Raw genomic sequence first — 26,986 nt, 5'->3', positions numbered from 1 at the left:
TCACCGCGTCGTCGACAGGTCGGTCGAATCGACGACTGTCGCGAACTCCCGGTTCAGGTGCGCCAGCGCGGTGCGGTGCATCTCGTCGGCCGAAAAGCGCTCGCCGTCGTGGCCCTCGCGGTCGAACGTCGCGGTCGCGTCCGCGAGGAGGTACACGTCGAAGCCGAGGTTCTCGGCCATCCGGGTCGTCGTCGAGACGCAGTGGTCGGTCGTGAGACCGCAGACGACGAGCGTCGAGTGGTCGCGCTCGCGGAGCCACGCTTCGAGGTCGGTCCCGATGAAGCCGCTGTTGACGCGCTTCGTGAACGCCGGTTCGCCGTCGGCGGGTTCGGCCTCGGGCTTCCACGCGAACCCCTCGCCGTCGCTCCGGAGCGGCGAGTCGGGTTCGGCGGAGTCGTGGCGGACGTGGACGACAGGGCGGTCGGCCGTGCGCCACGACGCCAGCAGGTCGGCGACGCGCGCCTCCATCTCGGGGTTGTTGCGGTCGCCCCAGGCGGGGTCGTCGAAGCCGACCTGCATGTCGATGCAGACGAGGACGGCGTCGTCGGGGAGGTCGGAAGCGGTCATCGGCCGGCCCTCGGAGCGGTCCCCGCCATCAGTCGTCCGCCGGGGCCGTCGGCACCTTCGGGTGCTCGCGGGTGATGCGAATCGGGCACTCGTCGGGGGCTTGCGACTCGTCGGCGGAGAACATGTACTGCGGCCACTCGCGGTCGCCCTCGACGCCCCAGTCGCCGAGGTCGGCGTGGGGGCAGACGCCGTCGTACTCCTCGATGCGGTTCTGGATGACCGCGCGGGCCTGCTGGCCGGCCTCGGTGTCGGCGGTGATGCCGTCGAACAGCGCGCGGGGCTGGAAGGTGATTTCGAGGCCCCACGGGCAGTAGCGACTGATTCGCTCGTCGTAGAACGGCGCGCGGGTGGTCGGGAACATCGGCTCGCCGCCGAAGGAGAACTCCCACGTCGGGTCGTCGGGGTCGGTCGGGATGTCCGCGGGCCACGGCTCCGGGTCGTTGACGTGGAGGAACTGGAGGACGTGCCAGAGGCGCTCGTGGTAGTCGGCCTCGGTGAGGTCCGCCGCCGGCGGCTTGAAGAACGTGACGAGCGAGCACGCCTCGGAGTAGTCCGGGTACACGTCGAGGTATTCGAGGAGCGTGTCGCGGAGCGCCAACAGCGCGTCCTTGTCGGTCATCGAATCCACGAAGGTGTAGAGGGCGTCGCCGTTTCGCTCCGACTCGATGCCGAAGTAACACGGGAACGGCGCGCCGTCGCGGTCGCCGAGCATCGTCTCGCGGAACGTCTCGTAGTGCTTTCTCGCCCAGTCGGGGAGGTCGCCGTCGTCGAGGCGGCGGCGGAGCACGTCCTGCTCCATGAGCACTTGGTGACCCGACTCGTTCATGCGCGCTAATTGGATTCGGCGGCTTTGAGGGTTCGGGTTCGCGGGGCGAACACGACCCTCGGAGCGGCGGGTGACGACCCGCCGCTCCGCTCGCGGCGCGGCCGTCAGTCCCGCCCTCACAGCGTGCGGTCGAGTTTCAGGTACCGCGTCTCGTACCCCATCGACTCGTAACACGACCGGGCGGCGTCGTTGTCGGCGTGGACGCTCAGCGCGGCCCGCTCGCACCCGCGGTCGCGGCCCCACTCGTGGGCCCGTTCGAGGAGTTCCGTGCCGACGCCCTCGCCCCGCGCCGGGGGCGCGACGTAGAGGTCTTTCACCTTGGCGACCGACCCGCGGGCGAACACCGGCGGCGACTCGGACGCGGTGACGGTGACGTAGCCACGGAGGTCGTCGATGGCGTCGGCCTTCGCACCCGCGTCCGCGACGGCGACGAACGTCTGAACGCCCTCGTCATCCACCTGCTCGGCCCGGTAGTCGAGCGCCTCGGCGCGGGCGTCAACGTCCTCGGCCAGCGCGTCGTAGTCGTCGACCTCGCCCATCTCCGCGGCGAACGGGAGCCACAGGTCGTCCACCAGCGCGTCCACCTCGTCGGCCTGAAGCGGTCGAATTCCCATGGGTCACCGACGACTCGCGGCGGTGTCAAAAGAGTAACTATATTTGGCGGTTGCCGGGGGCGGGTGTCGACCGCCTCACTCGATTTCGAGGCCGCCCACGTCGGCGTCGTCGCTCGCGCCCTCGTCCCACTCCAGTTCGAACTCGATGCTCAGTTCGTAGGGGCCGCCGGCGGGGCCCTCGCGTTCGGCTTTCACCTCGAACGTCGGTGACGCGGGCGGTTCCATCGTGACCGTCTGGTCGCCGGCTTTCAGCGTAATCGGCTCGCCCGCGTCGAGTTTGTCGGCGACGGTGCGGAGGTACGACGCGATTTCGGCGCGGGCCTGTCGGTTCTCGGACTCGAACAGCACTTCTTCGGGCATGGAGTGGAGGTTACTCGCGCAGGAAGATAAGGTTCGTTGCGGAGCAGCGCGGACCGGCGCGACCCGGCGTCAGTCGGCCCGGAGGCCGTCGGTGAATCGGGACTGGTTCTCCTCGGGCGCGGCGGCGGTCATCGCGGAGACGCCGACGGTCAGAAGCGCCGACAGCGCCATCCCCCAGAGGGCGTAGTCCCACGTCAGGTAGGTCGCGCCGAACAGCGTCACGGAGCCGACTTCGACCGCGGGGACGAACACGTGCGCGAGGTAGAACGCCTGCGAGCCGAGGATGCCGGCGAACATGCCCGTCCGGGTCGTCTTCGCCCAGTAGAGCGCGACGATGACTGGCAGGGCCATCTGGGCGAACCCGCCGAAGGCGGTGTCACCGACGGAGACGAGCGTGCCGGGCCGGAACAGGCTGGCGACGAAGGTGAGCGTAGCGAACAGGGCGACGCCGATGCGGGCCAGCCACGCCTCGCGGGCGTCGCTCGCGTCGGGGTTGACGAACGGCCGGTAGAGGTCGCGGGTGAAGTACGACGACCCCGAGAGGAGCATCGAGTCCGACGACGACATCATCGCGGCCATCGCGCCGGCGACGACGAGCGCGGCGAACCACACCGGCGTGTACTCGTTGAGGAGCACCGGGAGGACGTTCGCGCCCTCGGGGACGGCGACGCCGAGGCCGGCGGCCCACGTACCGAGGATGAACGCGGGCACGAACAGCAGGACGACGAGGACGGGCCATAGGGCGAACGAGCGCTTGAGGACCGCGCCCGACTTGGCGACGAAGAAGCGCTGGTTTATCTGCGGGAACATCGCCACGCCGAAGGCGATGGTGACGGCCGACGAGACGATGTACTGCGGCGAGTAGAGGCCGCCACCGAGGGCGAGGAACTCGGGTTTGTTGGTCGCGAGGGCGTTCGACAGCGCCGTGGGGCCGCCGGCCGCGGCGGCGACCCAGCCGACCGCAATCCAGACGACGCCGAGCATGAACAGCCCTTGGAGGGTGTCGGTCCACGCGACCCCGCGGAGGCCCGCGATGACGACGTAGGCAATCATGAACACGGTGATACCGGCCGCGCCGGCCCAGTAGGGAACCATCCCGTTCGTCAGGCCGACGATGGCCTCGCCCGCGCCCATCTGCTGGAGCATCACGTACGGGAACAGCCAAAACAGGCTGATGCCGGCGACGACGGCGCGCAGGCGGGTCGAGCCGAAGCGGTCACCGAGCATCTCGCCGAGGGTGACGTAGCCGTGGGCGCGGCCGACGAGCCACTGCTTGTAGCCGATGACGTACCAGAGGATGGCGAACAGCACGCCGTCCATAGCACCCATCACGAGAATCCATTCGGGGCCGGCGCGGTAGGCGAGGTCGGGGCCGCCGAAGAACGTGAAGGCCGAGAGCAGCGTCGCAAACGTCGTAAACAGGAGGACGACGGTCCCGATGGAGCGACCGGCGAGGTAGTAGTCCTCCGCGTCGCGGCTGGTCAGGCGGTAGGCGAGGAGGCCGACCGCGAGCGCGACCACGAGGTACGCGCCGACGACGCCGAGTTGGATACCGAGCGCCGAGACCATCAGCGACCCTCCCCGACGATGCCGCGGTCCCACGCCGTCCGGGTGAACAGGTGGAAGACGACGGCGGTCAGCCCCATCCAGCCGATGTGCCACCAGAGCCACAGCGGCAGACCGGCAAAGACCCGGCTGTCGCCCCAGAGGAACCACGGAACGGCGAACGTCACGAGGATTGCGAAGACGGCAACCCAGCGGTAGTCGATACGCACTCGCGTCATTCGTAGGAACGATAATCGATAATGATGCGTAAATCTTACTCTATCGACCTACGTTGCCCCTGATTGAAGAACTATTTTCTTCAACGCCGGGTGTCGAACGACAGTGTTCTCTCCGTGTCGCGGTCGCGTCGCGGGTGGCGGAGCGGCGGTCCCGGCGGTCGGCCACGACGGACCGAGCGCCGAAACAGTTTCCAGCGGCGCGGACGAGCGAACGCACATGAACTTCGGCATCCAGCTCTACTCGCTTCGAGACCTCGACGAGTCGACCGCGGCGCTCGTGCGCCGGGCCGCGGACGCCGGCTTCGACGGCGTGGAGTTCGCGGGCGTCGACGACGCGGCGGCGGTCCGCGCGGCCCTCGACGACACCGGGGTCGGCGCACCCGCCGCCCACGTCCCCATCGAAGACCTCGAAACCGACCTCGACGCCGTCTGCGAGCGCTACGGCGCGCTCGGCGTCGAGACGCTCGTGGTGCCGTACCTGCCGCCCGAGGCGTTCGCCGACGCCGACGCGGTCGACGAGACCGCACACCGGCTGGACGACCTGACCGCGAAGTGCGACGACCGAGGCGTCAGACTGCTCTACCACAACCACGACCACGAACTCGTCACGGTCGAGGGCGAACCCGCGCTCGACCGGCTCGCCGAGGAGTCGGGAATCGGCTTCGAACTCGACCTCGCGTGGATTCTCGCCGCCGGCTACGACCCCGTCGCGTACATCGACCGCTACGCCGACCGAACCCCGGTCGTCCACCTGAAAGACGTGGTACTCGACGCCGACGCGAAACGCGGCGGGCGACCCGTATCGCTCGGCGAGGGCGAACTGGACATCGACCGCTGTCTCGCGGCCGCCGGCGACACCCCCGTCGAGTGGGCCGTCGTCGAACACGACTTCCCCGACGAGCCCGCGGCGTTCTGCCGGGACGCCGGCGAGTTCGTCGCGGCGCGCCGAACCGACGAGGAGGCGTAACGAATCGGGCGGTCGGCGGCGGCGGACGGAACGCGGGGATTCGCCGGCGAGAGAGCGGATTTCGGGGACGAGACGAACGACTAACTGACGTTCGAACCGTCGGCCACGATAGATATTTCCCTCGGGCGCAACTTATATAATGACGTTCGTGGGTTCCGCCCATGACGCCATCACAATCATCACAGCACCACCCCCAGCGGGGTGACTTCACCAATGGACGACACTTCAAAATATCTCATTCACGCTTCCATCTCCGCCGACGGGGTCGTCGAACGGAGCGACGTCGTCGGGGCCGTCTTCGGGCAGACCGAGGGCCTCCTCGGCGACGAACTCGACCTCCGCGACCTCCAACAGTCCTCCAAGGTCGGTCGGATAGACGTACAGATAGACTCGGAAAACGGCCACTCGTTCGGCCAGATGACCATCGCCAGCAGCCTCGACAAGGCCGAGACGGCCATCCTCGCGGCCTCGCTGGAGACGCTGACCCGCGTCGGTCCCTGCCAGGCCGTCATCGAGGTCACGAACATCGAGGACGTGCGCGAGGCCAAGCGCCGGATGGTCGTCGAGCGCGCCAAGGAACTGCTCGCGGAGTCGTTCGACGACACCGTGATGTCTTCGACGGAAATCCTCGAAGCGGTCAAAGAGAGCGTCCGCGTCGAGGATATCACCGAGTACCAGGGCCTCCCGGCGGGCCCCCGCGTCGACGATTCCGACGCCATCATCGTCGTCGAGGGGCGCGCCGACGTGCTCACCCTCCTCCGCTACGGCATCAAAAACGCCGTCGCCGTCGAGGGGACGAACGTCCCCGACGCGGTCGCCGGCCTCACCCAAGAGCGGACCGTCACGGCGTTCCTCGACGGCGACCGCGGCGGCGAACTCATCCTGCGGGAACTCTCGCAGGTCGGCGACGTTGATTACGTCGCGTTCGCGCCCGACGGCCGGTCGGTCGAGGACCTCGACCGCGCGTCGGTCGTCCGCGCCCTCCGGAACAAGGTCGCGCTCTCGTCGCTTCCGGACGACGGCGACGGGGACTTCCGGGCCGCCGTCGCCGCCGCCAACGGGACGGGGGCGGGGGAGGCCCCGACGGACCCTCACACGGAGTCGCCGACGACTGAGGCGTCGTCGACTCCACCCGCAGACGGCCCCATCAACGGGTCGGCCGACGCAGTCACCGACCCCACCGCCGAGGGCGGTAACGGTGGCGCTGTCGCGGTCGAGCGGCCCGCGGACGCCGCGAGCGAGAACGCGGCGGCCGACGGCGACGCCGCCGACTCGGAGACGCACACCGGCTCCGAGGTCGAAGCCGTCGCCGAGGCGGTCGGCCCCGCCGACGAGCGACCCTCGCTCACCGACCACGTACAGGCGGTCATCGCCGACGAGAGCGGCATGGCACGCCTCCTGAACGACGGCCTCGACATCGACGACGAGGTCGCGGTCGAGAAGGTCTACGACGCCGTCGAGTACGCCGACCCCGCCCCGGCAATCGTCGTCGTCGACGGCGAGGCGAGTCAGAAACTCGTCGACATCGCAGCCCAGCGCGGCATCGGGCACGTCGTGGCGCGCTCGGCCGGCGAGTACGTCAAAAAGCCCGTCAGCGTCCGCGTCAGAACCGCGGACCAGCTCCTCGACTGAGGACGGAACGCGGCCCGACGCCGCCCGAGACGGCCGACCCCGGTCAATCGAGGACGAGCCGAAGCCCGTCGTCGCCGTCGAACGCGTCGGGAATCCGGGCGTCCCGCCGGAACCCGAGTGCTTCGTAGCAGGCGCGCGCGCCGTCGTTCTCCGGATGGACCAGCAACGTGAGCGGCGCGTCAGCCGCGTCAGCGCCCGAGCGGTGCGCGTCGCGGAAGGCTTCCACGAGCGCGGTGGCGCGGCCTTCGCGCCGGTGGTCCGGCGAGACGGCGAGTTCGGTCAGATGCGCGCCGACGCCGAGCAGGTAGCCGACCGGCCGGTCGTCGGCGTCGACGGCGACGAGCAGCGTGCCGACGGCGGGCCATGCGTCCAAGAGGTCGGGCGACGGATGGGAGACGAGTCGCTGGAGCGACTCGACGGCCGGCAGGTCGGTGTCGCGGGCGGGTCGAACGCCCGTCACGTCGGCGCCGCCCCCGTCACGGCCGAGTCCCCCGTCACAGCGGAATCCAGACGATGACCGCGCCCAGCGCGCCGGCGAACGTGGCGAGGAAGTTGACCGCCTGATTGCCGAGGCCGGCCCCTTCGACCGTCGCGCCGAGGAGGCTATCGACGGTCATGCCGACGAGGCCGCCGGCGAGAATCGCGATGGCGGCCGTCTGAGCCGGGATGGGGAGCACCAGCACACTCACGCCGGCCACGAAGGCAGCGCCCACCGCGCCGGCGACCTCGCCCTGCCACGTCACCGCGCCGTCGGTCCCCGCCGGGACGGGCTTGAGCGAGGTGATGAGCCGCGGCTGGTCGAACAGCCCGCCGATTTCGCTGGAGAGGGTATCGCTCATCGCGGCGGCGGCCGACCCGGCGAACGCGAGGACGAGCAGGTCGCTGACGAAGGGGTAGCCGAGGGTTTGCGCCGCGGCGTAGCCGACGACGGAGACGAGCGAGACGCCCGAGTTGCCGAGGACGTTGCCGGTGCCGCGAGCGCCGTCGTTGCCCTCGGCGACGCCGCGTTCGGCCTTGCTGTCGTACCGGAACTTGGTGGCGAGCGCGCCGACGCCGAAGAAGGAGACGAGCACGAGCGCCCAGCCGAAACCGCCGAAGACGACCGCGAAGAGGAGGAGGAGCACGCCGGTTATCATGCCGGCGACGGAGGCCGTCCCGAGGGCGTAGGCCGCGTAGCCGAGCGCGACCGTGAGGCCGAGCGCGACCGCGGTCTGCGTCGGTGACACCGGCCCCGCGAGCACCTCGACGCCCCAGAGGACGAGGCCGATAGAGAGCATGACGAGCGGGTCGTCGCGCTCGTAGAGGACCGTCCGGAGCACCGCGCCGACGAGGCCGCCGACGGCCGCGAGCAGGATGAATCGGGCGAAGAGCACCGCGTCCCCCGTCAGCGACGCGATGGCCGCCTGTCCCGCCGTGCCGGCGAGGACCGCGGCCGCGACGAAGCCCGCCGCGCGAAGCGACTCGTCGGACGTTCTCGAATCCACCAGTCGCGCGCCGAGGTTGCCGTAGGCGAGTAGCAACACCGCGGCGGCGAACACCGAAAGCGGCATCGTGACGCGCGGGACCGTCGCCAAGAGGGCGAGGCCGGTCGCGGCCAGCGCGAACCCGGCGAGCCCGTTGAGCCGGCCGTCCTGCCGGTCGCCGGGGCGCGCGAACAGCTCGAACAGCGGGCCGTCGTCGACGACGAACGCCGCCAAGAGCGCGACTGCGGCGAAGGGCGCGAACGCGGCCGCGCCGAGACCGGGGGCCGCGAGGGCCAACGTCCCGACAACCGCGAACCCGCCCGCTCGCCGTACCGTGGAAGTCACACCATTCGGTATCCCCGACGCGCACTTAACCCTCCCGACATCACCGACGACCGCCCAACCGCGGGTCTGCGAGCCGGCGTCGGCCGGGTCGAATCTCGGGTCGACACCGAACCCGAAGCGTTAGGAGAATCCCCGCGAGAACGACTCCCGTGGGACTGTACGACTCCTATCTCGCCCTCCGGTTCCGCCTCGACGACGCCGACGCCCCCGAGCACGTCGCGCTCGTCATCACCGAGCGCGACCTGCTGGAACAGGGCGCGTACGAGACGCTCGAAGCGTTCGTCGGCTGGGCGTTCGAGTTCGGCAGCGACCGCGTCACCATCTCCGTGAGCGTCCTCGACGAGGCGGTCGTCCCGACGCTCGCCCGCGAACTCCGCGACCTCGACGTTCCGCACCGGGTCGAGCTCCGCGAACCGGGCGACACCGAGCGCGCCGACGCCCCCGTGCAGGTCAGTATCGGCCTCGGCGGGAAACGCGAGTTCGCGTCGGTCGTCCGGTCGCTGGCCGGGGAGGTCGACGAGGGCGCGCTCGACCCCGACGACATCGACGCCGCGGACATCGAACGGCGACTCGTGTTCCCCGACGAACCCGACTTCGTGGTCAAGACGGGCGCGGAGCGCCTGTCGGACTTCATGATTTGGCAGTCCGTCTACGCCGAACTCTACTTCACCGACGTGAACTGGCGGGACTTCAGGAAGCGGGACTACCTGCGGGCGCTGCGGGACTATCAGGACCGCCAGCGGAGGTTTGGCCGGTAGGCCAAACGCTGTCGTGCTCGAAGAGTACGACAGAAGTTCGGCCGGTAGGCCGAATCCCGTGGCGGCGGTGCCGACCGCTCTGGCACGCAGCCACATCGCCGACACACCCTCCTCAACCGCACAGATATAGTGACTGAATATCAACACGAACCCAATGCCCTCCACCTCACCTGAGCGAACCGACCTCCTCCCGCCGCCACCGCCGCCCAGCGAGTGGCTCGAAGACGGGCACGTCCTCTTCGCGCTCTCGCTGTTGCTCATTCTCTGGCTCAATCGACCCGCCCCGCCGGACTGGGCGTGGGCGCTCGTCGGCGTCGCTATGGTTCCGCCGTGGCTGTTCCTCGAATCGCGCTACGACGACTGGCGCTCGTGGGTTCCGACCGTCGCCTACATCGGGATGATGCTGGTGTTGTGGCCCCGGCAGGAAGCCGAGTTCGTCGCCATCGTGCTCGGGCAGAGCGCCACGCTACTGGCGTGGTTCTGCTGGCGGACGTTCCGACGGCGGGTTCGACCGCCGGCGTGACCCCTGCGGTCTCTCAAACCGCTGTTTGTGCTTACAGAAGACATATTGTTAGACCGCTGAACCTTCCGGCATGAACCGCCGCGAGGTGCTGGCGTTGTCGGGCGCGCTCGCCGCCGCGACGATAGCCGGCTGTACGGGCGATGGGCAGCCACCCGCCGAGACCGAGACCGAGACGACGGCCACCGCGACCGCGACCACGGACACGCCGACAGAGACCCCGAACGACGAACCGCCGACCGGCGAACCGAGCGTGGACGACGAGCGACTCGCCGCGCTCGCGGCCGGCAACGCCGAGTTCGCCCTCGACCTGCACAGACAGGTCGCGTCCGAACAGGGGGGCAACCAGTTCCTCTCGCCGTACAGCATCTCCGTCGCGCTGGCGATGACCTACGCGGGCGCTCGCGGAACGACCCGCGAACAGATGGAAGCGACGCTCCACTACACGCTCGGGGAGGACGTTCACCCGGCGTTCGCGGACCTACGGGCGGCGCTCGAAGCGCGGGAGACCGCTCAGGACCCGGTCGACGGCGACGAAGCCGACGCCTTCCGATTGGCCGTGGCGAACGCCCTGTGGGGGCGCGAAGGGTTCGCGTTCTCGGAAGCATTCCTCGACCGCCTCGACTCGAACTACGGGGGCGGGGTCCGGCGGGCCGACTTCGCCGGCGACCCGGACGGCGAGCGAGCGCGAATCAACGGGTGGGTGGCCGACCGGACGGAGGGCCGAATCGAGGACCTGCTTCCGGCGGGCTCCGTCACGCCCGACACGTCGCTCGTCCTCACCAACGCCATCTACTTCATGGCGCAGTGGGCGCACACGTTCGACCCCGAGGACACCGAAGACGGGACGTTCACCGCGCTGGACGGCTCCGAGTCGACGGTGCCACTCATGCGGCAGGAACTCAAGGCGAACTACGTCGACCTCCCGAACGCGCAGGCCGTCGAACTGCCGTACGTCGGGCGAGACGTGTCGATGGTGTTGCTGCTCCCGGACGAAGGCGAGTTCGAGTCGTTCGAGCAAAGTCTGACCGCAAGCCGGCTGTTCGGCGTCTTCGAGGCGATGCGAGAGCGAATCGGGGACGTCGTGCTCCCGCGGTTCGAGTTCGAGACCGAGGTCCGACTCTCCGAGGCGCTGTCGAACCTCGGGATGTCCGCCGCGTTCGGTTCGGACGCCGACTTCGGCGGAATGACCGAGGGCGACGGCTCGGGCCTCGCAATCGACGAGGTGTTCCACAAATCGTTCGTCTCCGTGGACGAGGAGGGGACTGAGGCCGCGGTGGCGACGGGCGTCGTCGTCGAGTCGTCGCTCCCGCCGAGTTGGGGCGAACTCCGGTTCGACCGGCCGTTCCTGTTTTGCATCCGCGACAGGCCGACGGACGCGATACTGTTCTACGGCCGCGTCGTCGACGCCGGGGCCGCGCAGGGCGACGAATAACTGTGAAAACAGCCCGAGCCGACCGACTCAGTCGGCAGTCTCGTCGGTCCGCTTCGCCAACTCGGCGGACACCTCGTCGGCCCCCGACGAGGGGAGTTGCTCGCGGAGGCGACCGGCGACCGTGCGGGCGTCCTCTAACTCCACTTCCGCGACGGCCCGGACGAGCGTGACGGCGCGCTCGGTTCGGGTGCGCTGCCACGACTGCTCTCTGGACTCGTAGGTGCGGATGCCGCGCAGGAAGTCGACCTTCGAGAACTCCGGCCAGTAGGGCGCACAGAAGTAGACGGCGGCCTCGTTGCCGTTGGCGTGCCACGGCAGGAAGTTCGAGGTGCGCTCGTCGCCGCCGGGGCGGATGATGAGGTCCACGTCGCGGACGGGCTTTCTGGACAGGCGGCGGTCGACCGCCGACACGTCCACCTCGTCGGGCGAGAGGTCGCCGCGCTCGACCGCCCGGCAGACGTCGCGGGCGGCCCCGAGGAGTTCCGCCCGGCCGCCGTACGCGAGGGCGATGTTGAGTGTAAAGCCGTCGTAGTCGGCGGTCCGGGACTCCGCGTACTCGACGGCGTCGCGGACGCGGTCGGGGAGCAGGTGGACCTCACCGATGGCGCGGACGGCGACCTCGCGGTCGTGGACACGCTCGGAGTCGGCGAACTCGTAGAGTTTGTCCTCGATGAGGTCGAAGAGGGGTTCGCGCTCGTGTTCCGGGCGGTCGAAGTTCTCGGTCGAGAAGGTGTACAGCGTCAGCTCCTCGATGCCGAGTTCCTCGCACCACGTCAACACGTCCTCGGTCGTCTGCGCGCCGGCCTTGTGGCCGTCGGGGGCGTCGTCGCCGTTCTTCCGGGCGTACCGGCGGTTGCCGTCCTGAATGATGGCGACGTGGGTCGGTCCGTCGTCTATCTCCCGGTCGAGCACCCGCTCGTAGGCGCGTCGAAAGCCGCGTCGGACCCACCCGAACATATACCGCCGGTCGTCTCCCGGGGCAATGTGTCTTGTGGGTTACACCGTCGCACGGTGCGGCGGGCGACGAATCGCCACCCGTTTGTACCTCCCCGAGAAGACTCGGACATGAGCGAGACCATCGACGAGGACCTCTACCAGCGGACCCTCGCGCTGCTCGAACCCGGCGATATCGAACTCGTCGGGGCCATCGTCCACACCGACCTCACAAGTCGCGAGGACCTGGAGATGCAGGAGCTGACCGTCGAAATCAACGATGTCATCGCGGAGCACGCGGGGAAGGGCGACGCGTGGATTTACGCCGGCAACGACGACACCGACTTCTCGTCGAACCAGTTCCAGGGCCTCTCGGTCGAGGACGACGAGTTCGTCTGGGAGTGCCAACAGCTCGTCCGCGACGGCACGTTCGACCTCGTGTTCTACTACGAGGCCATCGCCGACCAGGACGCCATCGTCGAGGGCCTCGAAGCGCTCGACGACATCGACCGCGTCACGCCGGTTCCCTAAGTCGGCCCCCTGAGGCGGGCCGCGACCCCTCGACGCTCGAACATCCTTTTTTTTACTTCACGGGCCGGGCGCTCGCGCCGCCCGCGTCGAGCGTTCACGGACGGATCGCCGGGCGTTCGGGTCTGTTCGCCGCGGTGAGAACAAGCGAGGCGTTTATCCGCCTCGCATCCCGAGTGACGCCCATGATACAGGCGGACGCGGACCTCTCTCGTCTCGACCGCGCCATCGTCAACGCCTTCCAGGGCGGCTTCCCCGTCGTCGAACGTCCCTTCGAGCCAGCGGCGGCCGCGCTCCGCGAGCGCGGGGTGGACGTGGCGGCGACCGACCTCTGCGAGCGGGTGCGGACGCTCGACGAGGAGGGCGTTCTCTCGCGGTTCGGCGCGCTCGTCAACGCCGAGGAAATCGGCGGCACGGCGACGCTCGTCGCCATGCACGCGCCGCCCGAGCGATTCGACGAGGTGGCCGAGCAGGTGAACGCCCACCGCGAGGTCGCGCACAACTACGAGCGCGAGCATCCCCACCTGAACATGTGGTTCGTCGTCTCGGTCGCCGACGAGTCGCGGGTCGCGGAGGTGCTCGGTGACATCGAAGACGAGACGGGCCAGACGACGTACAACATGCCCAAGCGCCGCGAGTTCCACGTCGGCGCGAAGTTCCTGCTCGACGGTCCAATCTCGGACGGCGACCTCGACCTCTCGGACCTCGGCCCCGACGCGGAGCCGACGGACGCCCGAACGCTGACGCCCGACGAGCGCGACCTCGTCATGGAGATTCAGGGCGGCCTCCCGATTACGGAGACGCCCTACGCCGACGTGGCGGCGGCCATCGGACAGGAGCCGTCGTGGGTGGTCGAGACCATCAAGCGGTTCAATCTGGAGGGGAAGGTCCGCCGCGTCGGCGTCATCCCGAACCACTACGCGCTCGGCTACTCGGAAAACGGGATGACCGTCTGGAACGTCCCCGACGACCTCGTGATGGAGGTCGGCCCCGAAATCGCCGCGCTGGACTTCGTCACCCACTGCTACCGCCGGCCGCGACACGAGGGCGTCTGGCCGTACAACTTCTTCGCCATGACCCACGGCCGCTCCGAGGAGGAAAGCGAGGCCCGCATCGAGCAGGTGCGCGAGGTCATGAGCGACTACTGGGACGTGGGCGACGACGACTGGGACACCCTGTTTTCGACGCGCATCCTGAAGAAGACGGGAATCAGACTGGACGAACGAGCCGAGGCGAACACGGAGTGAGATGATTCCACTCGTCCACGACCTCTCCGACGAGACGGTCGTCGTCTTCGGCGGGGGGCCCGTCGGCGCGCGGAAGGCCCGCCGGTTCGCCCGCGAGGCGCGGACCGTCGTCGTCAGCCCCGCGTTCGCTGACCGCGACTTCGGCGACGCGGAACTCGTTCGGGCGGCCCCCGCGCCCGACGAGGTTGCCGACTGGGTCGAACGGTTCGCCCCGGCGCTCGTCGTCGCGGCGACCGACGACGACGACGTGAACGACGCGGTCGTCGCGGCCGCCCGAGACGCTGGCGCACTCGTCAACCGGGCCGACCGGAGCGGCGAGCGCGACGCGGGGAGCGTGGTCGTCCCGGCCACCGTCGAGGACGGCGACGTGTCGGTCGCGGTTACGACCGGCGGGGCGAGCCCGGCGCTCTCGAAGCACCTCCGAGAGCGCGTCGAAGCCGAGTTGGCGGGAGCCGGCGAGATGGCCGCGTTGACCGCGGAGCTCCGGGCGGATCTCAAGGCGTCCGACCGGTCGCCGGCCGAGCGCCGTGATGCGATTCGCGCGGTCGTGCGAGACCCGTCGGTTTGGAAGGCTTTACGTACCGGCGATGCAAATCCCCGCCAAGAGGCAGCGCGCGTGATACGAGACACACAGCGAGGTGATTCATGAGAGATTCGGGCGTCATCTCCGGTGTGAGCGTCGCCCACGACCGGGCCAGCGTTCGCGAGATAGAAGCCGCGTCGAGCGACGACGTTCAGACCGTCGTCGAGCGACTCCTCGCCCGCGACGGCGTCTCCGAGGCGTTTTCGCTCCAGACGTGTAACCGCGCCGAGGCGTACGTCGTCACCGACGACGCGGCCGACGGCCGCCGCGCGCTCGACGATTTCGCTCCCGACGTTCGAGACGGGAGCGTCCGCCACATGGACCACGAAGAGACCCTGCGCCACCTCATGCGCGTGGCGTCGGGGCTCGAATCGCTCGTCCTCGGCGAGGACCAGATTCTCGGACAGGTCAAAGCCGGCATCGAGGCCGCCCGCGAGCGGGACGCCATCGGCCCGATGCTCGAAGACGCGCTCATGAAGGCCGTTCACGTCGGCGAGCGCGCCCGCAACGAAACGGCAATCAACGACGGGGCCGTCTCCCTCGGGAGCGCCGCCGTCCGGCTCGCGCGGGCCGAACTCGACGCACCCATCGGCGAGGTGGACGCCCTCGTCGTCGGGGCCGGCGAGATGGGCACGCTGGCGACCAAGGCGCTCGCGTCGGTCGACGTGGGCGACCTCGTCGTCGCGAACCGGACGGTCGCCAACGCCCGCCACCTCGCCCGCGAGGTTCCGGGCGTCTCGAAGGCCGCCGGACTGGGCGACCTCCGCGGTCGCCTCCGCGACGCCGACCTCGTCATCACGGCCACGAGCAGCCCCGACTACGTCGTCACGTCCGAGCAGTTGGGCGACGCCGGCGAGACGATGCTCATCGACATCGCCCAGCCGCGGGACATCGACCCCGACGCCAGCGACCTCGCCGGCGTCCGCGTCCGCGACATCGACGATTTGGAGACGGTGACCGACCGGACCGCGGAGCGCCGCGAGCGCGCCGCCAGCGAGGTCGAGGCGATGATAGACGAGGAGTTCGACCGCCTGCTCGCCGCCTACAAGCGCAAGCGCGCCGACGAGGCCATCAGTTCGATGTACGAGGCCGCAGAGCACGTCAAGCGCCGCGAGGTGTCGACGGCGCTGTCGAAGCTCGAATCGCAGGGCGACCTCACCGACGAGCAACGCGAGACGGTCGAGTCGCTCGCGGACGCGCTCGTCGGCCAAATCCTCGCCGCGCCGACCAAGAGCCTCCGCGACGCCGCCGGCGACGACGACTGGACGACCATCCAGACCGCCATGCAGCTGTTCAATCCCGACTTCGGCGACCTCGGGGCGTCGGAGTCGGCCGGGCCGTCCGAGCCGTCCGGACCGTCCATCGAGTTTTCGGGTGAGCCGCCGGAGGACCTCGACCGCGAGGCGCTCGAAGGCGAGGTCCCGCGGCGCGTTCTCGAACAGCTCTCCGACGACTGACGGCGGCCGAAGCGGCCGACGACCGAACCTTCTTATCCGAACGCGGGACCACTCCGCGACGATGTTACCACGCCGACCGAAAGCGACGAGCCTCGTGTGTGGCTCCCGTTTCGACGCCGACCACCGAGGAGCCGCGGCCAGCGCGTTCCCAGCCGTCGGCCGGCGTCTCGTGAACCGCCTCCGGGCGCGAGCGCGTCGCCGCCTCGTCGGGGCGACCCCGGAACGACGAGTTCACGACCTCGACGGCGTCGCTCGGGCGACCGTCGTCGGCACGGTCGCGGGCGTCGCGGGCGACGGGCCGGCGGTCGAGGTCTGGCGGGGCAAGGCGAGCGCCGGCGACGGCCGACGAGGGGACGGCGGTCGGCCGGTCGTCGGCCGTGCGACGCGCCCGTTCGTCCTCCGCGACGCGACCGGCGAGGTTCGGGTTCGCGTCCCGCCGGGCGGGCACGTCGCGTTCGGCGGCGAGGAAGTGACGGGGGTCGTCGCCCGCGGCGACGAGGTCTCGGTGACGGGACGCGTCGTCCGCGGCCGCGACCGCGAGCGACGACGGCTCCTGACGGGGCCGCGGTTCGTCGTCCGCGCGGGCGACACCTGACAATCCGGCAGAATCCTTATCGGGGTGCCACCCGACGGGTTCGGCATGGCAGAGCTGCTCTCGGACGACGAAATCGACGCACAGCTCGGGTCGGATTGGGAACGCGACGGCGACGAAATCGTCCGCGTCTACGAGTTCGACGACTACCTCGACGGCGTGGCGTTCGCCGCCAGCGTGGGCGAGGTGGCCGAAGAGGAGTTCCACCACCCCGAGATAACGATTCGGTACCAGGAGGTCGAAGTCCGCCTCACGAGCCACGAGGAAGGCGGCATCACGGATAAGGACCTCCGACTCGCTGACCTGTTCGACGACGAGCTGTGAGCGACGGGGAGACCGCGGAACTCACCTACGTCTTCCGGGTTCGCTTCCGCCTCGACGCCGCCGCCGGTGTCGAGACCGACCCGCGGGAGTTCGAGACGACGGTCCGCATCACGCCGCCGCCGCCCGGCGAGGAGGGCTGGCTGTTGTTCCGCGACGCGCTGTGGCGCGGCGAGGTGAACGACGAGCGGCACGCCCGCGACCTCGCGTCGTCGTGGCTCGACGCCCCCGTCGTCTCGTGTTCGTTCTCCGAGGTCCGGGCCGACGAGGCGTCGCTGGACGCGTTCCGCGAGGCCGTCGCCGCGGACCTCGACGCGTTCAACGCCGACTCGGTCCGCGAGGTGCTCCACAAGTACTTCGGGAGCGCGATTCGCGTCGAATCGAGCGATTCGTGACGCGGGGCAAGACATTTATCCACGCCTGACGTACTGTGTTGTCCGAATGGTCGCCGATGACTACGATTTCTGGCTGTTCGACCTCGACGGAACCCTCGTCGACGCCGAGTGGTCGTACACGCGCGACGTGTTCGACCGCGTCGGTGACCGACTGGGTCGTCAGTTCACGGACCGCGAAGCCGAGACCATCTGGCACGGACTCGGCGGCGCGCGCGACCCGATGCTCCGCGAGTGGGGCATCGACCCCGCCGAGTTCTGGCCCGCGTTCCACCGCGAGGAAGACCCCGTAAAGCGAGCCGAAGTGACGTACCTCCACGACGACGCCGAGCGCCTCATCGAGGAGATTCACGCCGCCGGCCGGCCGGTCGGCATCGTCACGCACTGTCAGCAGTTCCTGACCGACCCCGTGTTGGACCATCTCGACGTGCGCGACTGGTTCGACACCGTCGTCTGCTGCACCGAGGAGACGGGGTGGAAACCCGACGCCGCGCCGGTGCGGCGGGCTATCGGCGGGCTGGGGTTGGACGACCGGCTCCTGACCGACGGCGGCACCGCGGGCGTGCTCGCCGGCGACGGCGAAAGCGACATCGGGGCCGCGTGGAACGCCGGTTTGGACGGCATCCACGTCGAGCGCCACGGTCCGGAACACCGCGGGCGCTGCGTGCTCGGGGAGTACCGCGTCGAGAGCTTCGACGACCTCGTTCGCTCCGGATAGGTCGGCCGATTCCGCTCACAGAGACAGAGTCCACGGGAATCGCGGGGGCAGCGGCCGAGAAGAGTCGACGCTCAGGACAGCGTGTGTTCGGGCGTCGGGCGGGCGAAGATGTCGCCGGTGCTCGTGACGGCGACCTGAACGTCTTCGTACGGGAACCGGACCTCGATGCCGGGGCGCTCTTCGTCCTCGACGACGGGTCGGAGCAGTTCTTCGAGCGCGTCGGTGTCGATGTACTCGTACAGCGGCGTCTCGATGGCCGAGAGTCCGCCGTAAGACTCGACGGCTTCCACGATGACGATGCCGAGTTCCTCGTCACCGAACCATTGCCCGACGAGTTCCCAGTTATCGTCGAGGCCGAACGTGGCCTCGGCGGCCGCGTCGGCGTGGTCTTCGAGGGCCTGCGTGACCGCGGAGGCGCCGACGGCGAGCGCGGAGTCGGCGCTGTCGTCGTCGACGATGCCGCGCACGCGCTGGAGGACCGTCGCGAGGTCGCCGGGGCCGGCCTTCTGGACGTACTCGGTGACGCCGGCGGTCGAGGCGACATCGGCAACCTCTGGCCATTCTTTCGCCGTGAACAGGAGGATGGGGATGTCCGCGTGCTCCTGTCGGACGGCCTTGACGAGCGGCACTCCGTTGGGGAGGACGAGCGAGTCGCTCACGACGCAGTCGACCGACTCGGCGGCGATGACGTCGAGCGCCTCCGTCGCCGTCTCGGCGGTGAGAAAGGAGACGGCGTCGAGTTGGCGGAACGCGGCGGCCGAGAGGGCGAGCATCTCGGGGTCGTCGTCGACGTGTAGGACCTTTAGCGGGCGGTTCATATACCAGTTATACACGCTACGTGGATAAAAACGTTCCACTTAGTTTATACTTCAGCGGAACGCGACTATCTGAACCGCTCGCGGCGACTTCCTAAAGGGTTACCGGGGTGTTTGGCCCCTCTCGAACCCTGCGAGGTCGGCAAAGGCATCGTCGCTCGCCGCGAGCGCGTCGCGGAGCGAGTCGACGCCGGGTTTCTCGATCCGGGCCGGATTCGCGAGGACGGCGACCGGCTGTGTCCCGAGCGAGACGAAGTCGAGTCCGAGCGAGTCGGCGGTCGCGCGGAGGCCGAGTCCCGCGTCGGCGCGGCCGGCGGCGACCGTCCGCGCCGGGCTCTCGAACGCCTTCGTCCCGCGGTCGAACCCTTCGATTGACTCCACGAGTTCGTGGCGGGTCGTCCCGCGCTCGTCGGCGAGGGCGGCGACCGCGTTGCCGAGGTCGGTCCGCAGGCCGGAGTTCGAATCCCGGTTGATAAAGCGGAGGTCGTCGTCCACGAGGTCCGCGAGGCCGGACACGCCGTCGGGGTTGCCGGCGGGGACGACGAGGCCCCACTCGCGGGTCCACGAGCCGAGTTCGACCGCGTCGATGTCGTCGATGGCGTCGCCCCGGTCGCCCGCGACGACGGCCACGTCCGAGATACCGTCTCGGAGCCGTCGCAGGCCCTCGCGGGAGCCGAACGGGAGATACCGCGGCGACGACACGCGGTCGAGGACGCGCGAGAGCGCGGGGTCGTCCTCGCCGACGCCGAGCAGGTCCGGCGCGCGAACGTCGGGCGAGAACAGGTGGACCGTCACCGACTCGCCTTCCGCGAGGTACTCCACGTCGGCCGGGACCTCGACGACGCCGTCGGCCTCGACGAGGCTCGTCGTCGCGCCGGACCCCTTGTCGACGGGGTAGACGAGCGTGTTGCCGTCGCCGTCGGCGACGAGTCCGACGGGCATGAGCCGCGTCCGGCCCTCTGCGTACCGCTCGCGGGCGGCCATCGTCCCCTCGACCGTCGCGGTCCGGGGTTCCGGAAGGCCCGCGGCGTCGCGGACCGCCGGCGCGACGAACGTCCGGAAGATGGTGAGCGCCGACACCGGGTAGCCCGGCAGGCCGATGTAGGCGCTCCCCTCCCCGAGCGTGCCGACGAGCATGGGTTTGCCGGGCTTGACGGAGACGCCGTGCAGCAGGAGTTCGCCGCGCTCTTCGACCACGCGGTAGATGACGTCGACCGCGCTCGCGGACGTGGAGCCAGACGAGAGCACGAGGTCGCACTCGTCGGCCGCCCGCCGAAGCAGGCGCTCCATCTCCTCGTAGTCGTCGCCCGCGTGGGGGTAGAGCTTCGGCACGCCGCCGGCCTCATCGACCCCCGCGGCGATGGTGTAGGAGTTCACGTCGTAGATTTCGCCCGCCTCGGGGCGTAGTTCGTCGCCCGGCCGGACGAGTTCGTCGCCGGTCGAGACGATGCCCACGGTGGGCTTCCCGCGAACCGGCACCTCGTCGACGCCGAGCGCCGACAGCAGGCCGATTTCGCGGGGCGTCAGGCGCGTCCCGGGGCCGAGGGCGCGCGCACCGGCGGCGATGTCGGTCCCGGCGGGCATCACGCTGTCGCCGGGGGCGACCGACGAGTAGACGACGAGCGAGCCGTCTCGCTCCTCGGTTCGTTCCACGATGACGACGGCGTCAGCGCCCGGCGGCATCACCGCGCCGGTGGAGATTTCGACCGCGGTCCCGGCTTCGACGGTCACGTCCGGTTCGGTGCCGGCGTGGACCGCTCCGGCGAGGTCGAGTTCGACCGGGTCGGCCTCGTCCGCGCCGAAGGTGTCGCGGGCGCGGACCGCGTAGCCGTCCATGCTCGCGCGGTCGAAGCCGGGCACGTCGAGTTCGGCGTCGATGCGCTCGGCGAGGACGCGGCCGCGGGCGTCGTCGAGCGCCACGCTCTCCGCGCCGGGCGTCAGGTCGAGCGACGCGATGGCCTCGCGGGCGTCCTCGGGTGAGGCGAGGTCGCGGAACTGCTTTCTCATGCGGACCACTCCCAGCCCTCGACGGCGACCGTGTCGCCCTCGTCGTAGCCCTCTATCTCCTCGGGGACGACGACCCAGCCGTCCGCGAGCGCGACGCTGGAGAGGATGCCCGACCCGCTCGTCCGGGTCGGCTCGGCGGTCGCCTCGTCGCCCGACGCGTCGAGTTTGACGCGGGCGAACGTCCGCGTGCCGGGCGAACTCGGGAGTTTTCTGGTGAGCGTCGCCTCCTGCGTCGGCAGGGGGCGCTCGGGGAGCGAGCCGACGCGCTTCAGCACCGGCCGGAGGAACTGGAAGGCGTTGACGACGCAGGCGACCGGGTAGCCGGGAAGCATGACGACCGGCGTGTCCTCGACGACGCCGACCGCGACCGGGTGGCCGGGTTTGAGTGCGACGCCGTGAACGAGTACCTCACCGATATCGTCGATGACCTCGGGGATGAGGTCGCGTTCACCGACCGACGACCCGCCGGTGGTGACGACAACGTCGTGGTCGAGGTCGGACTCGACGGCCTCGCGGAGCAGGTCGGCGTCGTCGACGACGATGTCGCGGTAGCTCGCTTCGCCGCCCCAGCGTTCGACCAGCCGGGAGACGGTCAGGCCGTTGGTCTCGATGACCTCTCCGGGGCCGGGATCGGACTCGACGAGTTCCTCGCCGGTCGGGATGACGGAGACGCGGGGGCGCTCGAACACCGTCACCTCCTCGACGCCGACGGAGCGAAGCAGGCCGATATCCGACGGGCGAAGCTCGTGACCGGCCTCGAACAGCGGGGTTCCCTCGCGGACGTCTTCGCCGCGCTCCCCGACGTTCTCGCCCTCCGCGAGCGCGTCGAACACTTCGAGTTCGTCGCCGAGGCGCTCGGTGTGTTCGACCATCACGACGGCGTCGGCCCCGTCGGGCACGTCGCTGCCGGTGTGGACGCGGGCGGCGGTCCCCGGTTCGACCGGGCCGTCGACGATGCGGAGGACGTTCGGCGACCGGCCGCTCGCGCCGAAAGTGTCCGACGCGCGAACGGCGTAGCCGTCCATGGCGGCGCGGTCGTAGCCGGGCACGTCGGCGGGCGCGACCGCGTCCTCGGCCAGCGGCCGGCCGTCGGCCTCGGCGAGCGGTCGGCGCACGGTTCGGTCGTGCGGCGTCGCCGCCGCGAGAAGTTCCTCGCGGGCGTCCGACAGCCGCGTTCGTTGCTTGAACCCGGCCGTGCGTCGGTCGTCGTGGTTCATACCGACCCTTCGGTTCGGGGGGCAAAAAGCGTCGGCCTCGGGCGCGGCGGCTGGCGATTCCAGAACCGAGCTGGTGTCTCGCGCTCGCGCGAGCGCGCGAGACCGCCGGGTTTTTCGACCCCGGCTCCCTATGAGCGTTCATGTCAGCACTGCGCGACGCGCTGTCCGACCTCCCGGACGCGGTGTTCGCCGACCTGTTGGAGTCCGAGACGTCCTACCTCTTGGTCCTCGACCTCCCGGGCGTGACCGCCGAGACGGCGGAGCTTCGGGTCGAGAAAGGCCGATTGGTCGTCGAAGCGCGACGCGACAAACAGCTTCCCGCCGAGTTCGACTACGTCCGCGAGGAACGACCGCTGTTCCTCGACGCCGAAGTCCCCCTCCCGCCTGACGCCGTGGCCGACGAGGCCGAGGCGTCGATGGAACGCGGGACGCTGGAAATCCGGCTCCCCAAGCGCGAGGCCGCCTCCGAGCGGACCATCCCCATTACCACCGGCGACGAAGACGCCTGACGAGGCGGGTGGTCACGCTGGTCAACCTCCGCGCCTACTGGCGGTTCCTCGTCGTCCTGTATCAGTTCTTTCCGCTCATCGTCGCGTACACCCGTGACAAGCGGAAGTACCTCCTGTTCGGCGGCGGCCGACGCGTCACGACCGAGATGCGCGTCGAGCGCGCCGACGTCCTCTTGGAGTCGCTACTGACGCTCGGGCCGACGTTCATCAAGCTCGGACAGCTCCTGTCGACGCGCCCCGACATCCTCCCGCCGGAGTACATCGAGGTGCTCGGCAGCCTCCAAGACGACGTGCCGGCCGCGCCGTGGGACGAGTCGAAGGCCGTCCTCGAAGCCGAACTCGGCCCCGTCGAAGAAGCGTTCGACGCGTTCGACAGCGACCCGATAAGCGGCGCGAGCCTCGGTCAGGTGTACGTCGCGGAGTACGAGGGCGAGAAGGTCGCCGTCAAGGTCCGCCGCCCCGGCATCGAAGACCTCGTCGAGGCCGACCTCCGAGTGATTCGGTGGTCGATGCCGCTTCTCATGCGCTTTATCGGTGAGGGGCGGGCGTTCTCGCTTGAGAACCTCGCCGACGAGTTCGCCAAGACCATCCGCGAGGAGATGGACTACGCCGAGGAGGCCGAGACGCTCGTCGAGATTCAGGAGAACTTCGCGGACGACGACACGCTCGTCATCCCCGAGCCGGTTCCCGAGCGCTCCGGCGACCGGGTGCTCACGATGGAGTACCTCCCCGGGACCAAGATAAACGACATCGACGCGCTGGACGACCGCGGCATCGACCGGACCGAACTGGCGACGAACCTCCAGCGAATCTACCTCCAGATGATCGTCGAGGACGGCGTGTTCCACGCCGACCCCCACCCGGGGAACCTCTCCGTGACCGACGACGGCCGCATCATCTTCTACGACTTCGGGATGCACGGCGAGGTCGACCCGTTCGTCCAGGACAAAATCGTGGAGTTCTACATCGCCGTCGCCAACCAGGACGTCGACGGCATCCTCGACACGCTCATCGAGATGGGGACGCTCAGCCCGAACGTCGACCGGCAGGTGATGGGCGACGTGATGGAACTCGCCATCGCCGACGCCCGCGGCGACGACATCGAGCAGTACCGCGTCAACCAAATCCTCGAACAGGTCGAATCGACCATCTACGAGTTCCCGCTGCGACTCCCGCGGAACCTCGCGCTCGTGCTCCGGGTCGCCGGCGTCGTCGAGGGCGTCTGCGTCACGCTCGACCCCGAGTTCGACTTCATCTCGGTGGCGACCGACTACCTGACCGAGGAGGGCTACCGCGAGGAGAGCGTCCAGAAAATCATCGAGGGCGTCGGCCAGCAGGGCCAGAAAACCGCCCAGTCGCTGTTCCGCGTGCCGCCCAAGCTCGAACGCGTCCTCGACCGGGCGGACCGCGACAACCTGACGCTCAACGTCCGGCTGGAGGACAACCGGGGCGTCCTCGACAAGCTGGCGAAGCGACTCATCTACGGCATCTTCCTGTCGTTCGGCTTCGTCTCGACGGTCATCATCTACGCGCTGAACCCGGAGAACCTCGTCGCGGTCGGCGCGGCGGGCGTCCCGACGGGCGTCGTCGCCCTGCTCCTGTGGCGGTCGTTCCGCTCGCGGAAGGGCATCCGGACGACGCCGCAGTTCACCCGGCAGAACCTCAAAGAGCGTCGCAGAGAGTAATCAACACTGAGAATCGGGCGCGTAATTTTATCGGCTCTCGCGGACACGCTCTTCAGCATGACGGAGTGGCGACCGGTGTTCGTGGGGGTGTGTCTCGCCGCGTGCACCGAATCGCTCGTCTACGCGATGACGGGGCAGTTCACGCTCGTCGGCGGCGTCACGGGGAGCGCGCTCGCCGGCTACGTCGTCGGCACGGACCCCGCCGACGGCGGGTGGCACGGCCTCATGGCGGGCGTCGCCTGGGGCTGTCTGCTCATGCCGCTGTCGGTGCTTTTGACGTTTCTCGAACGGACGCCGATTCTCTTTCCGTTCCAGTACGTCATCCCGCTTGTCGAGACGCCCGGCGAGCTGACGACCGCCATCATGCTCGCGCTCGCGCTGCCGAACGTCGCGTCCGGGGCGCTCGGGAGCCGCGCCAGACGCGACGCGACGGGGACGTGGTTCGACCCGGAGATGGCCGAGGTCGACGCGGTCGAAGACGCCTGACCGAACCGGCCGACGGCCGCGCATTCCACGGCAGAGATTCGCGTGCGAAGACGGTTCCAAACCGTTTATACCCTCCATCCGATAACGGAGAGACATGGCGAAAGAGCAGAAGCAGGTGCGCGAGCTCCAAGAAGGAAGCTACGTCATGATGGAAGAAAAGCCGTGCAAAATCAACGCTTACAGTACCGCCAAGCCGGGCAAGCACGGCAGCGCGAAGGCGCGCGTCGAAGCCCGCGGCGTCTTCGACAGCAAGAAGCGCTCGCTCTCCCAGCCTGTCGACGCGAAGGTGTGGGTGCCCATCATCGAGCGGAAGCAGGGCCAGGTCGTCTCCGTCACCGGTGAGGACGCCCAGATCATGGACCTCGAAACGTATCAGACGTTCACGATGCGCATCCCCGAGGAAGAAGACCTCAACCCCGAAGACGAGATCGAGTACCTCGAGTACGAAGGCCAGCGAAAGATCGTCTAAACGGGGGGCCACAGAGATGTTCCCCGGAGCAACCGCAGACCGCGAGGTCGCTGACTACGTCCTTCTCGGCGCTCCGCTCGACATCTCGACGTCCTTCGAACCCGGAACCCGTTTCGGACCGAATCGAATCCGTCGGTTCGCCGAGTCGTTCGACGACTACGACCGGCGTACCGACCAGTTTTTCACCGACTTGCGCGTCCACGACGCGGGCGACATCCGCGCGTGGGACGACGCACCTGAGTACGTCGAGTGGCTCGCCGGGAGCGTCCGCGACGCCGTTTGGGACGACGCCGTCCCCGTCGTCCTCGGCGGCGAACACACCGTCACCGCCGCGGGCGTCACCGGCGTCGAACCCGACGTGCTGTCTCTTATACACATCTNGTGGAGCCACGCCACCGTCACCCGCCGCGTCCTCGACGAACTCGGCGTCGACGAGGCCGTGATTCTCGGCGCGCGAACCGGCTCGCCAGACGAGTGGGAGCGCGCCGCGGCCGACGACGTGACCGTGATCGAACCCGAGGCCGTCCCCGACTGGGAGCCGGAGTTCGACGGCGACCAGTCCGTCTATCTGAGCGTCGATATCGACGCCGCGGACCCGGCGTTCGCGCCCGGCACGGGCACCAAAGAGCCGTTCGGCCTCACCTCCCGGGAGATGCGAGACGTGGTCCGAGCGGTCGCACCTCACGCCGACGGCTTCGACGTGGTGGAGGTCAACGACCGCGACGACGGACAGGCCGCGTCGCTGGCGGCGAAGCTCCTCCGGGAGTTCGTCTTCTCGCACGCCGCCGGGCGGTCGTAAGCGACTGACGGTCGGGCGGAGCGCCGACCGCTTGACGGTCGCCACGAACCGCCGAGTCGCGCGCGCCGCCGCCGACATAGCGAACCACCGAACCGCGCACCGTCCCGTTCCTTACAAGTCCCCGAGTCACCACTCCCCGGTATGCAGCTCTCCGACATCGTCGCCCGACTCGACGAGACGCTCGCGACCGACGACTTCGCCGACGTGGACGCCAGCGCCAACGGCTTGCAGGTCGGTCCCGACGAGAAATCGGTCGAGAACGTCGCCTTCGCGGTCGACGCCGCGGAGGCGACCATCGACGCCGCGCTCGACGCCGACGCCGACCTGCTCGTCGTCCACCACGGCCTCGTCTGGGGCGGCCTCGACCGGCTGACCGGCCGCGACTTCGACCGCATCGAGCCGCTGGTTCGCGGCGACCTCGCGCTCTACGTCTCGCACCTCCCGCTCGACGGCCATCAGGAACTCGGCAACGCCGCCGGCGTCGCGGACCACCTCGGCCTCGGGGACACCGAGCCGTTCGGCTCGCTCGGCCCGATTCACATCGGGCAGGCGGGGACCTTCGAGTCGCCGCAGACGGCCGACGAGATTCGGGCGGCGCTCGACGAACTCGACGGGAGCGCGGGCACGACCGTCCTCGACTTCGGCCCCGACGAGATTTCGTCGGTCGGGGTCGTCACCGGCTCCGGCGTCGATTGGCTGGACGAGGCCATCGACCGCGGCGTCGACGCGCTCGTCACCGGCGAGGGCAAACAGAAGGTGTACCACGAGGCGCGGGAGGCCGGCGTCTCGGTGTTCCTCGCGGGCCACTACGCGACCGAGACGTTCGGGGTGCGGAGCCTGCGCGACCTCGCAGACGAGTGGGGGCTCGAAACCGAGTACGTCAGCCATCCGACCGGGTTGTAGGGGCGACCGAGCGCCTGCCAACCCGCGGCACGGCCTGTCTCTTATACACATCTC

The 26,986-nt window shown here is 69.4% G+C and carries 31 protein-coding genes; 19 read left to right on the top strand and 12 right to left on the bottom strand.

All coding sequences use genetic code 11. The features are described 5' to 3' along the window. The 6 genes from C458_RS10245 to C458_RS10220 form a co-directional block, all read right to left on the bottom strand. Positions 1-567: a cysteine hydrolase family protein gene (locus tag C458_RS10245; protein ID WP_008575453.1), complete on the bottom strand. Its 567-nt coding sequence runs from the start codon at positions 565-567 to the stop codon at positions 1-3. A gap of 28 nt (positions 568-595) precedes the next feature. Beyond that, a complete protein-coding gene (locus C458_RS10240; RefSeq protein ID WP_008575452.1) occupies positions 596-1,393 on the bottom strand; it encodes a YqcI/YcgG family protein in 798 nt (265 codons plus the stop codon). Positions 1,394-1,509: 116 nt separating this feature from the next. Continuing rightward, positions 1,510-2,007, bottom strand: coding sequence for a GNAT family N-acetyltransferase (locus C458_RS10235; protein ID WP_008575451.1), 498 nt, complete (start codon positions 2,005-2,007; stop codon positions 1,510-1,512). A gap of 75 nt (positions 2,008-2,082) precedes the next feature. After that, a complete protein-coding gene (locus C458_RS10230; RefSeq protein ID WP_008575447.1) occupies positions 2,083-2,367 on the bottom strand; it encodes an amphi-Trp domain-containing protein in 285 nt (94 codons plus the stop codon). 69 nt (positions 2,368-2,436) lie between these two features. Then, a complete protein-coding gene (locus C458_RS10225; RefSeq protein WP_008575444.1) occupies positions 2,437-3,936 on the bottom strand; it encodes a sodium:solute symporter in 1,500 nt (499 codons plus the stop codon). Beyond that, complete coding sequence (locus C458_RS10220) at positions 3,936-4,151, bottom strand: DUF3311 domain-containing protein (RefSeq protein WP_004042215.1); 216 nt, start codon at positions 4,149-4,151, stop codon at positions 3,936-3,938. The genes C458_RS10225 and C458_RS10220 overlap by 1 nt, the downstream gene beginning before the upstream one ends. Positions 4,152-4,368: 217 nt before the next feature. Here C458_RS10220 and C458_RS10215 point away from each other — a divergent pair, with 217 nt between their 5' ends. Together C458_RS10215 and dnaG are read left to right on the top strand one after the other, a co-directional pair. Then, entirely contained in the window at positions 4,369-5,118 is a 750-nt protein-coding gene (locus tag C458_RS10215; protein ID WP_049896804.1) for a sugar phosphate isomerase/epimerase, read from the top strand. Between the two features lie 213 nt (positions 5,119-5,331). Then, the gene (dnaG, locus tag C458_RS10210) at positions 5,332-6,750 is read left to right on the top strand and encodes a DNA primase DnaG (protein WP_008575441.1); all 1,419 of its coding nucleotides are present in this window, start codon (positions 5,332-5,334) and stop codon (positions 6,748-6,750) included. Between the two features lie 43 nt (positions 6,751-6,793). On the opposite strand, the gene C458_RS10205 is transcribed toward dnaG, so the two are convergent. Beyond that, on the bottom strand, positions 6,794-7,210 hold the full coding sequence (locus C458_RS10205; RefSeq protein ID WP_008575440.1) for a GNAT family N-acetyltransferase: 417 nt from the start codon (positions 7,208-7,210) through the stop codon (positions 6,794-6,796). 34 nt (positions 7,211-7,244) lie between these two features. Then, positions 7,245-8,558, bottom strand: coding sequence for a DUF92 domain-containing protein (locus tag C458_RS10200; protein ID WP_049896747.1), 1,314 nt, complete (start codon positions 8,556-8,558; stop codon positions 7,245-7,247). 149 nt (positions 8,559-8,707) lie between these two features. Here C458_RS10200 and C458_RS10195 point away from each other — a divergent pair, with 149 nt between their 5' ends. From C458_RS10195 to C458_RS10185, 3 genes are all read left to right on the top strand, one after another. Continuing rightward, positions 8,708-9,316, top strand: a complete 609-nt coding sequence (locus tag C458_RS10195) for an undecaprenyl diphosphate synthase family protein (RefSeq protein WP_008575438.1) — start codon at positions 8,708-8,710, stop codon at positions 9,314-9,316. 154 nt (positions 9,317-9,470) lie between these two features. After that, positions 9,471-9,839, top strand: a complete 369-nt coding sequence (locus C458_RS10190; protein ID WP_008575437.1) for a hypothetical protein — start codon at positions 9,471-9,473, stop codon at positions 9,837-9,839. A gap of 70 nt (positions 9,840-9,909) precedes the next feature. Continuing rightward, on the top strand, positions 9,910-11,271 hold the full coding sequence (locus C458_RS10185; RefSeq protein ID WP_008575436.1) for a serpin family protein: 1,362 nt from the start codon (positions 9,910-9,912) through the stop codon (positions 11,269-11,271). A gap of 27 nt (positions 11,272-11,298) precedes the next feature. Here C458_RS10185 and uppS read toward each other — a convergent pair whose 3' ends face one another. Next, positions 11,299-12,228 carry a polyprenyl diphosphate synthase gene (gene uppS / locus C458_RS10180; protein WP_004062639.1) on the bottom strand — a complete coding sequence of 310 codons (930 nt, stop codon included), beginning with the start codon at positions 12,226-12,228 and terminating at the stop codon, positions 11,299-11,301. 108 nt (positions 12,229-12,336) lie between these two features. Here uppS and C458_RS10175 point away from each other — a divergent pair, with 108 nt between their 5' ends. From C458_RS10175 to C458_RS10140, 8 genes are all read left to right on the top strand, one after another. Then, positions 12,337-12,735, top strand: coding sequence for a DUF5778 family protein (locus C458_RS10175; protein WP_008575434.1), 399 nt, complete (start codon positions 12,337-12,339; stop codon positions 12,733-12,735). Between the two features lie 182 nt (positions 12,736-12,917). Then, positions 12,918-13,979, top strand: a complete 1,062-nt coding sequence (locus C458_RS10170) for an Lrp/AsnC family transcriptional regulator (protein WP_008575431.1) — start codon at positions 12,918-12,920, stop codon at positions 13,977-13,979. Between the two features lies 1 nt (position 13,980). Further along, positions 13,981-14,628, top strand: coding sequence for a bifunctional precorrin-2 dehydrogenase/sirohydrochlorin ferrochelatase (locus C458_RS10165; protein WP_008575429.1), 648 nt, complete (start codon positions 13,981-13,983; stop codon positions 14,626-14,628). Then, complete coding sequence (gene hemA, locus C458_RS10160; RefSeq protein ID WP_008575428.1) at positions 14,625-16,019, top strand: glutamyl-tRNA reductase; 1,395 nt, start codon at positions 14,625-14,627, stop codon at positions 16,017-16,019. Before C458_RS10165 ends, hemA begins: the two co-directional genes overlap by 4 nt. 61 nt (positions 16,020-16,080) lie before the next feature. After that, positions 16,081-16,614 carry a hypothetical protein gene (locus tag C458_RS10155; protein WP_223173929.1) on the top strand — a complete coding sequence of 178 codons (534 nt, stop codon included), beginning with the start codon at positions 16,081-16,083 and terminating at the stop codon, positions 16,612-16,614. Positions 16,615-16,659: 45 nt separating this feature from the next. Beyond that, on the top strand, positions 16,660-16,935 hold the full coding sequence (locus C458_RS10150; protein WP_004042202.1) for a 4a-hydroxytetrahydrobiopterin dehydratase: 276 nt from the start codon (positions 16,660-16,662) through the stop codon (positions 16,933-16,935). Continuing rightward, on the top strand, positions 16,932-17,327 hold the full coding sequence (lwrS, locus tag C458_RS10145; RefSeq protein WP_008575420.1) for an LWR-salt protein: 396 nt from the start codon (positions 16,932-16,934) through the stop codon (positions 17,325-17,327). The genes C458_RS10150 and lwrS overlap by 4 nt, the downstream gene beginning before the upstream one ends. Positions 17,328-17,373: 46 nt before the next feature. After that, the gene (locus C458_RS10140) at positions 17,374-18,042 is read left to right on the top strand and encodes an HAD family hydrolase (protein WP_004062646.1); all 669 of its coding nucleotides are present in this window, start codon (positions 17,374-17,376) and stop codon (positions 18,040-18,042) included. Positions 18,043-18,113: 71 nt separating this feature from the next. Here C458_RS10140 and C458_RS10135 read toward each other — a convergent pair whose 3' ends face one another. From C458_RS10135 to glp, 3 genes are all read right to left on the bottom strand, one after another. After that, positions 18,114-18,860 (bottom strand): response regulator, encoded by a 747-nt coding sequence (locus C458_RS10135; RefSeq protein ID WP_008575417.1) that lies wholly within the window; start codon positions 18,858-18,860, stop codon positions 18,114-18,116. A 99-nt stretch (positions 18,861-18,959) separates the two neighbouring features. Then, a complete protein-coding gene (locus C458_RS10130; protein ID WP_049896744.1) occupies positions 18,960-20,864 on the bottom strand; it encodes a molybdopterin biosynthesis protein in 1,905 nt (634 codons plus the stop codon). Beyond that, positions 20,861-22,081 (bottom strand): gephyrin-like molybdotransferase Glp, encoded by a 1,221-nt coding sequence (glp, locus tag C458_RS10125; protein ID WP_008575413.1) that lies wholly within the window; start codon positions 22,079-22,081, stop codon positions 20,861-20,863. Before glp ends, C458_RS10130 begins: the two co-directional genes overlap by 4 nt. Before the next feature lie 140 nt (positions 22,082-22,221). Here glp and C458_RS10120 point away from each other — a divergent pair, with 140 nt between their 5' ends. The 6 genes from C458_RS10120 to C458_RS10095 all read left to right on the top strand — a co-directional run bounded on the left by C458_RS10120 (position 22,222) and on the right by C458_RS10095 (position 26,932). Beyond that, complete coding sequence (locus C458_RS10120; protein WP_004062650.1) at positions 22,222-22,590, top strand: Hsp20/alpha crystallin family protein; 369 nt, start codon at positions 22,222-22,224, stop codon at positions 22,588-22,590. An 8-nt stretch (positions 22,591-22,598) separates the two neighbouring features. Continuing rightward, a complete protein-coding gene (locus tag C458_RS10115) occupies positions 22,599-24,275 on the top strand; it encodes an AarF/ABC1/UbiB kinase family protein (protein ID WP_008575412.1) in 1,677 nt (558 codons plus the stop codon). Between the two features lie 57 nt (positions 24,276-24,332). After that, on the top strand, positions 24,333-24,761 hold the full coding sequence (locus tag C458_RS10110; protein WP_008575411.1) for a DUF5518 domain-containing protein: 429 nt from the start codon (positions 24,333-24,335) through the stop codon (positions 24,759-24,761). A gap of 94 nt (positions 24,762-24,855) precedes the next feature. Beyond that, positions 24,856-25,230, top strand: coding sequence for a translation initiation factor IF-5A (locus tag C458_RS10105; protein ID WP_004062652.1), 375 nt, complete (start codon positions 24,856-24,858; stop codon positions 25,228-25,230). A 16-nt stretch (positions 25,231-25,246) separates the two neighbouring features. Then, the gene (locus C458_RS10100; protein WP_008575410.1) at positions 25,247-26,029 is read left to right on the top strand and encodes an arginase family protein; all 783 of its coding nucleotides are present in this window, start codon (positions 25,247-25,249) and stop codon (positions 26,027-26,029) included. 141 nt (positions 26,030-26,170) lie between these two features. Beyond that, complete coding sequence (locus C458_RS10095; protein WP_008575409.1) at positions 26,171-26,932, top strand: Nif3-like dinuclear metal center hexameric protein; 762 nt, start codon at positions 26,171-26,173, stop codon at positions 26,930-26,932. Positions 26,933-26,986: the final 54 nt, after the last annotated feature.

Source organism: Haloferax sp. ATCC BAA-644 (genome assembly GCF_000336975.1).
GTDB lineage: Archaea > Halobacteriota > Halobacteria > Halobacteriales > Haloferacaceae > Haloferax > Haloferax volcanii.
This window is presented reverse-complemented; position numbering and strand designations above follow the sequence as displayed.

Excerpts from the sequence above, each read along its gene's own strand:
- C458_RS10135 (WP_008575417.1), bottom strand. The coding sequence starts at position 18,860 with ATGAACCGCCCGCTAAAGGTCCTACACGTCGACGACGACCCCGAGATG.
- C458_RS10150 (WP_004042202.1), top strand. The coding sequence starts at position 16,660 with ATGGCAGAGCTGCTCTCGGACGACGAAATCGACGCACAGCTCGGGTCG.
- C458_RS10240 (WP_008575452.1), bottom strand. The coding sequence starts at position 1,393 with ATGAACGAGTCGGGTCACCAAGTGCTCATGGAGCAGGACGTGCTCCGC.
- C458_RS10185 (WP_008575436.1), top strand. The coding sequence starts at position 9,910 with ATGAACCGCCGCGAGGTGCTGGCGTTGTCGGGCGCGCTCGCCGCCGCG.
- C458_RS10230 (WP_008575447.1), bottom strand. The coding sequence starts at position 2,367 with ATGCCCGAAGAAGTGCTGTTCGAGTCCGAGAACCGACAGGCCCGCGCC.
- C458_RS10170 (WP_008575431.1), top strand. The coding sequence starts at position 12,918 with ATGATACAGGCGGACGCGGACCTCTCTCGTCTCGACCGCGCCATCGTC.
- C458_RS10235 (WP_008575451.1), bottom strand. The coding sequence starts at position 2,007 with ATGGGAATTCGACCGCTTCAGGCCGACGAGGTGGACGCGCTGGTGGAC.
- C458_RS10165 (WP_008575429.1), top strand. The coding sequence starts at position 13,981 with ATGATTCCACTCGTCCACGACCTCTCCGACGAGACGGTCGTCGTCTTC.
- C458_RS10110 (WP_008575411.1), top strand. The coding sequence starts at position 24,333 with ATGACGGAGTGGCGACCGGTGTTCGTGGGGGTGTGTCTCGCCGCGTGC.
- C458_RS10215 (WP_049896804.1), top strand. The coding sequence starts at position 4,369 with ATGAACTTCGGCATCCAGCTCTACTCGCTTCGAGACCTCGACGAGTCG.
- C458_RS10120 (WP_004062650.1), top strand. The coding sequence starts at position 22,222 with ATGTCAGCACTGCGCGACGCGCTGTCCGACCTCCCGGACGCGGTGTTC.
- glp (WP_008575413.1), bottom strand. The coding sequence starts at position 22,081 with ATGAACCACGACGACCGACGCACGGCCGGGTTCAAGCAACGAACGCGG.
- dnaG (WP_008575441.1), top strand. The coding sequence starts at position 5,332 with ATGGACGACACTTCAAAATATCTCATTCACGCTTCCATCTCCGCCGAC.
- C458_RS10220 (WP_004042215.1), bottom strand. The coding sequence starts at position 4,151 with ATGACGCGAGTGCGTATCGACTACCGCTGGGTTGCCGTCTTCGCAATC.
- C458_RS10095 (WP_008575409.1), top strand. The coding sequence starts at position 26,171 with ATGCAGCTCTCCGACATCGTCGCCCGACTCGACGAGACGCTCGCGACC.
- C458_RS10105 (WP_004062652.1), top strand. The coding sequence starts at position 24,856 with ATGGCGAAAGAGCAGAAGCAGGTGCGCGAGCTCCAAGAAGGAAGCTAC.
- hemA (WP_008575428.1), top strand. The coding sequence starts at position 14,625 with ATGAGAGATTCGGGCGTCATCTCCGGTGTGAGCGTCGCCCACGACCGG.
- C458_RS10225 (WP_008575444.1), bottom strand. The coding sequence starts at position 3,936 with ATGGTCTCGGCGCTCGGTATCCAACTCGGCGTCGTCGGCGCGTACCTC.
- C458_RS10130 (WP_049896744.1), bottom strand. The coding sequence starts at position 20,864 with ATGAGAAAGCAGTTCCGCGACCTCGCCTCACCCGAGGACGCCCGCGAG.
- C458_RS10175 (WP_008575434.1), top strand. The coding sequence starts at position 12,337 with ATGAGCGAGACCATCGACGAGGACCTCTACCAGCGGACCCTCGCGCTG.
- C458_RS10245 (WP_008575453.1), bottom strand. The coding sequence starts at position 567 with ATGACCGCTTCCGACCTCCCCGACGACGCCGTCCTCGTCTGCATCGAC.
- C458_RS10140 (WP_004062646.1), top strand. The coding sequence starts at position 17,374 with ATGGTCGCCGATGACTACGATTTCTGGCTGTTCGACCTCGACGGAACC.
- uppS (WP_004062639.1), bottom strand. The coding sequence starts at position 12,228 with ATGTTCGGGTGGGTCCGACGCGGCTTTCGACGCGCCTACGAGCGGGTG.
- C458_RS10190 (WP_008575437.1), top strand. The coding sequence starts at position 9,471 with ATGCCCTCCACCTCACCTGAGCGAACCGACCTCCTCCCGCCGCCACCG.
- C458_RS10155 (WP_223173929.1), top strand. The coding sequence starts at position 16,081 with ATGTTACCACGCCGACCGAAAGCGACGAGCCTCGTGTGTGGCTCCCGT.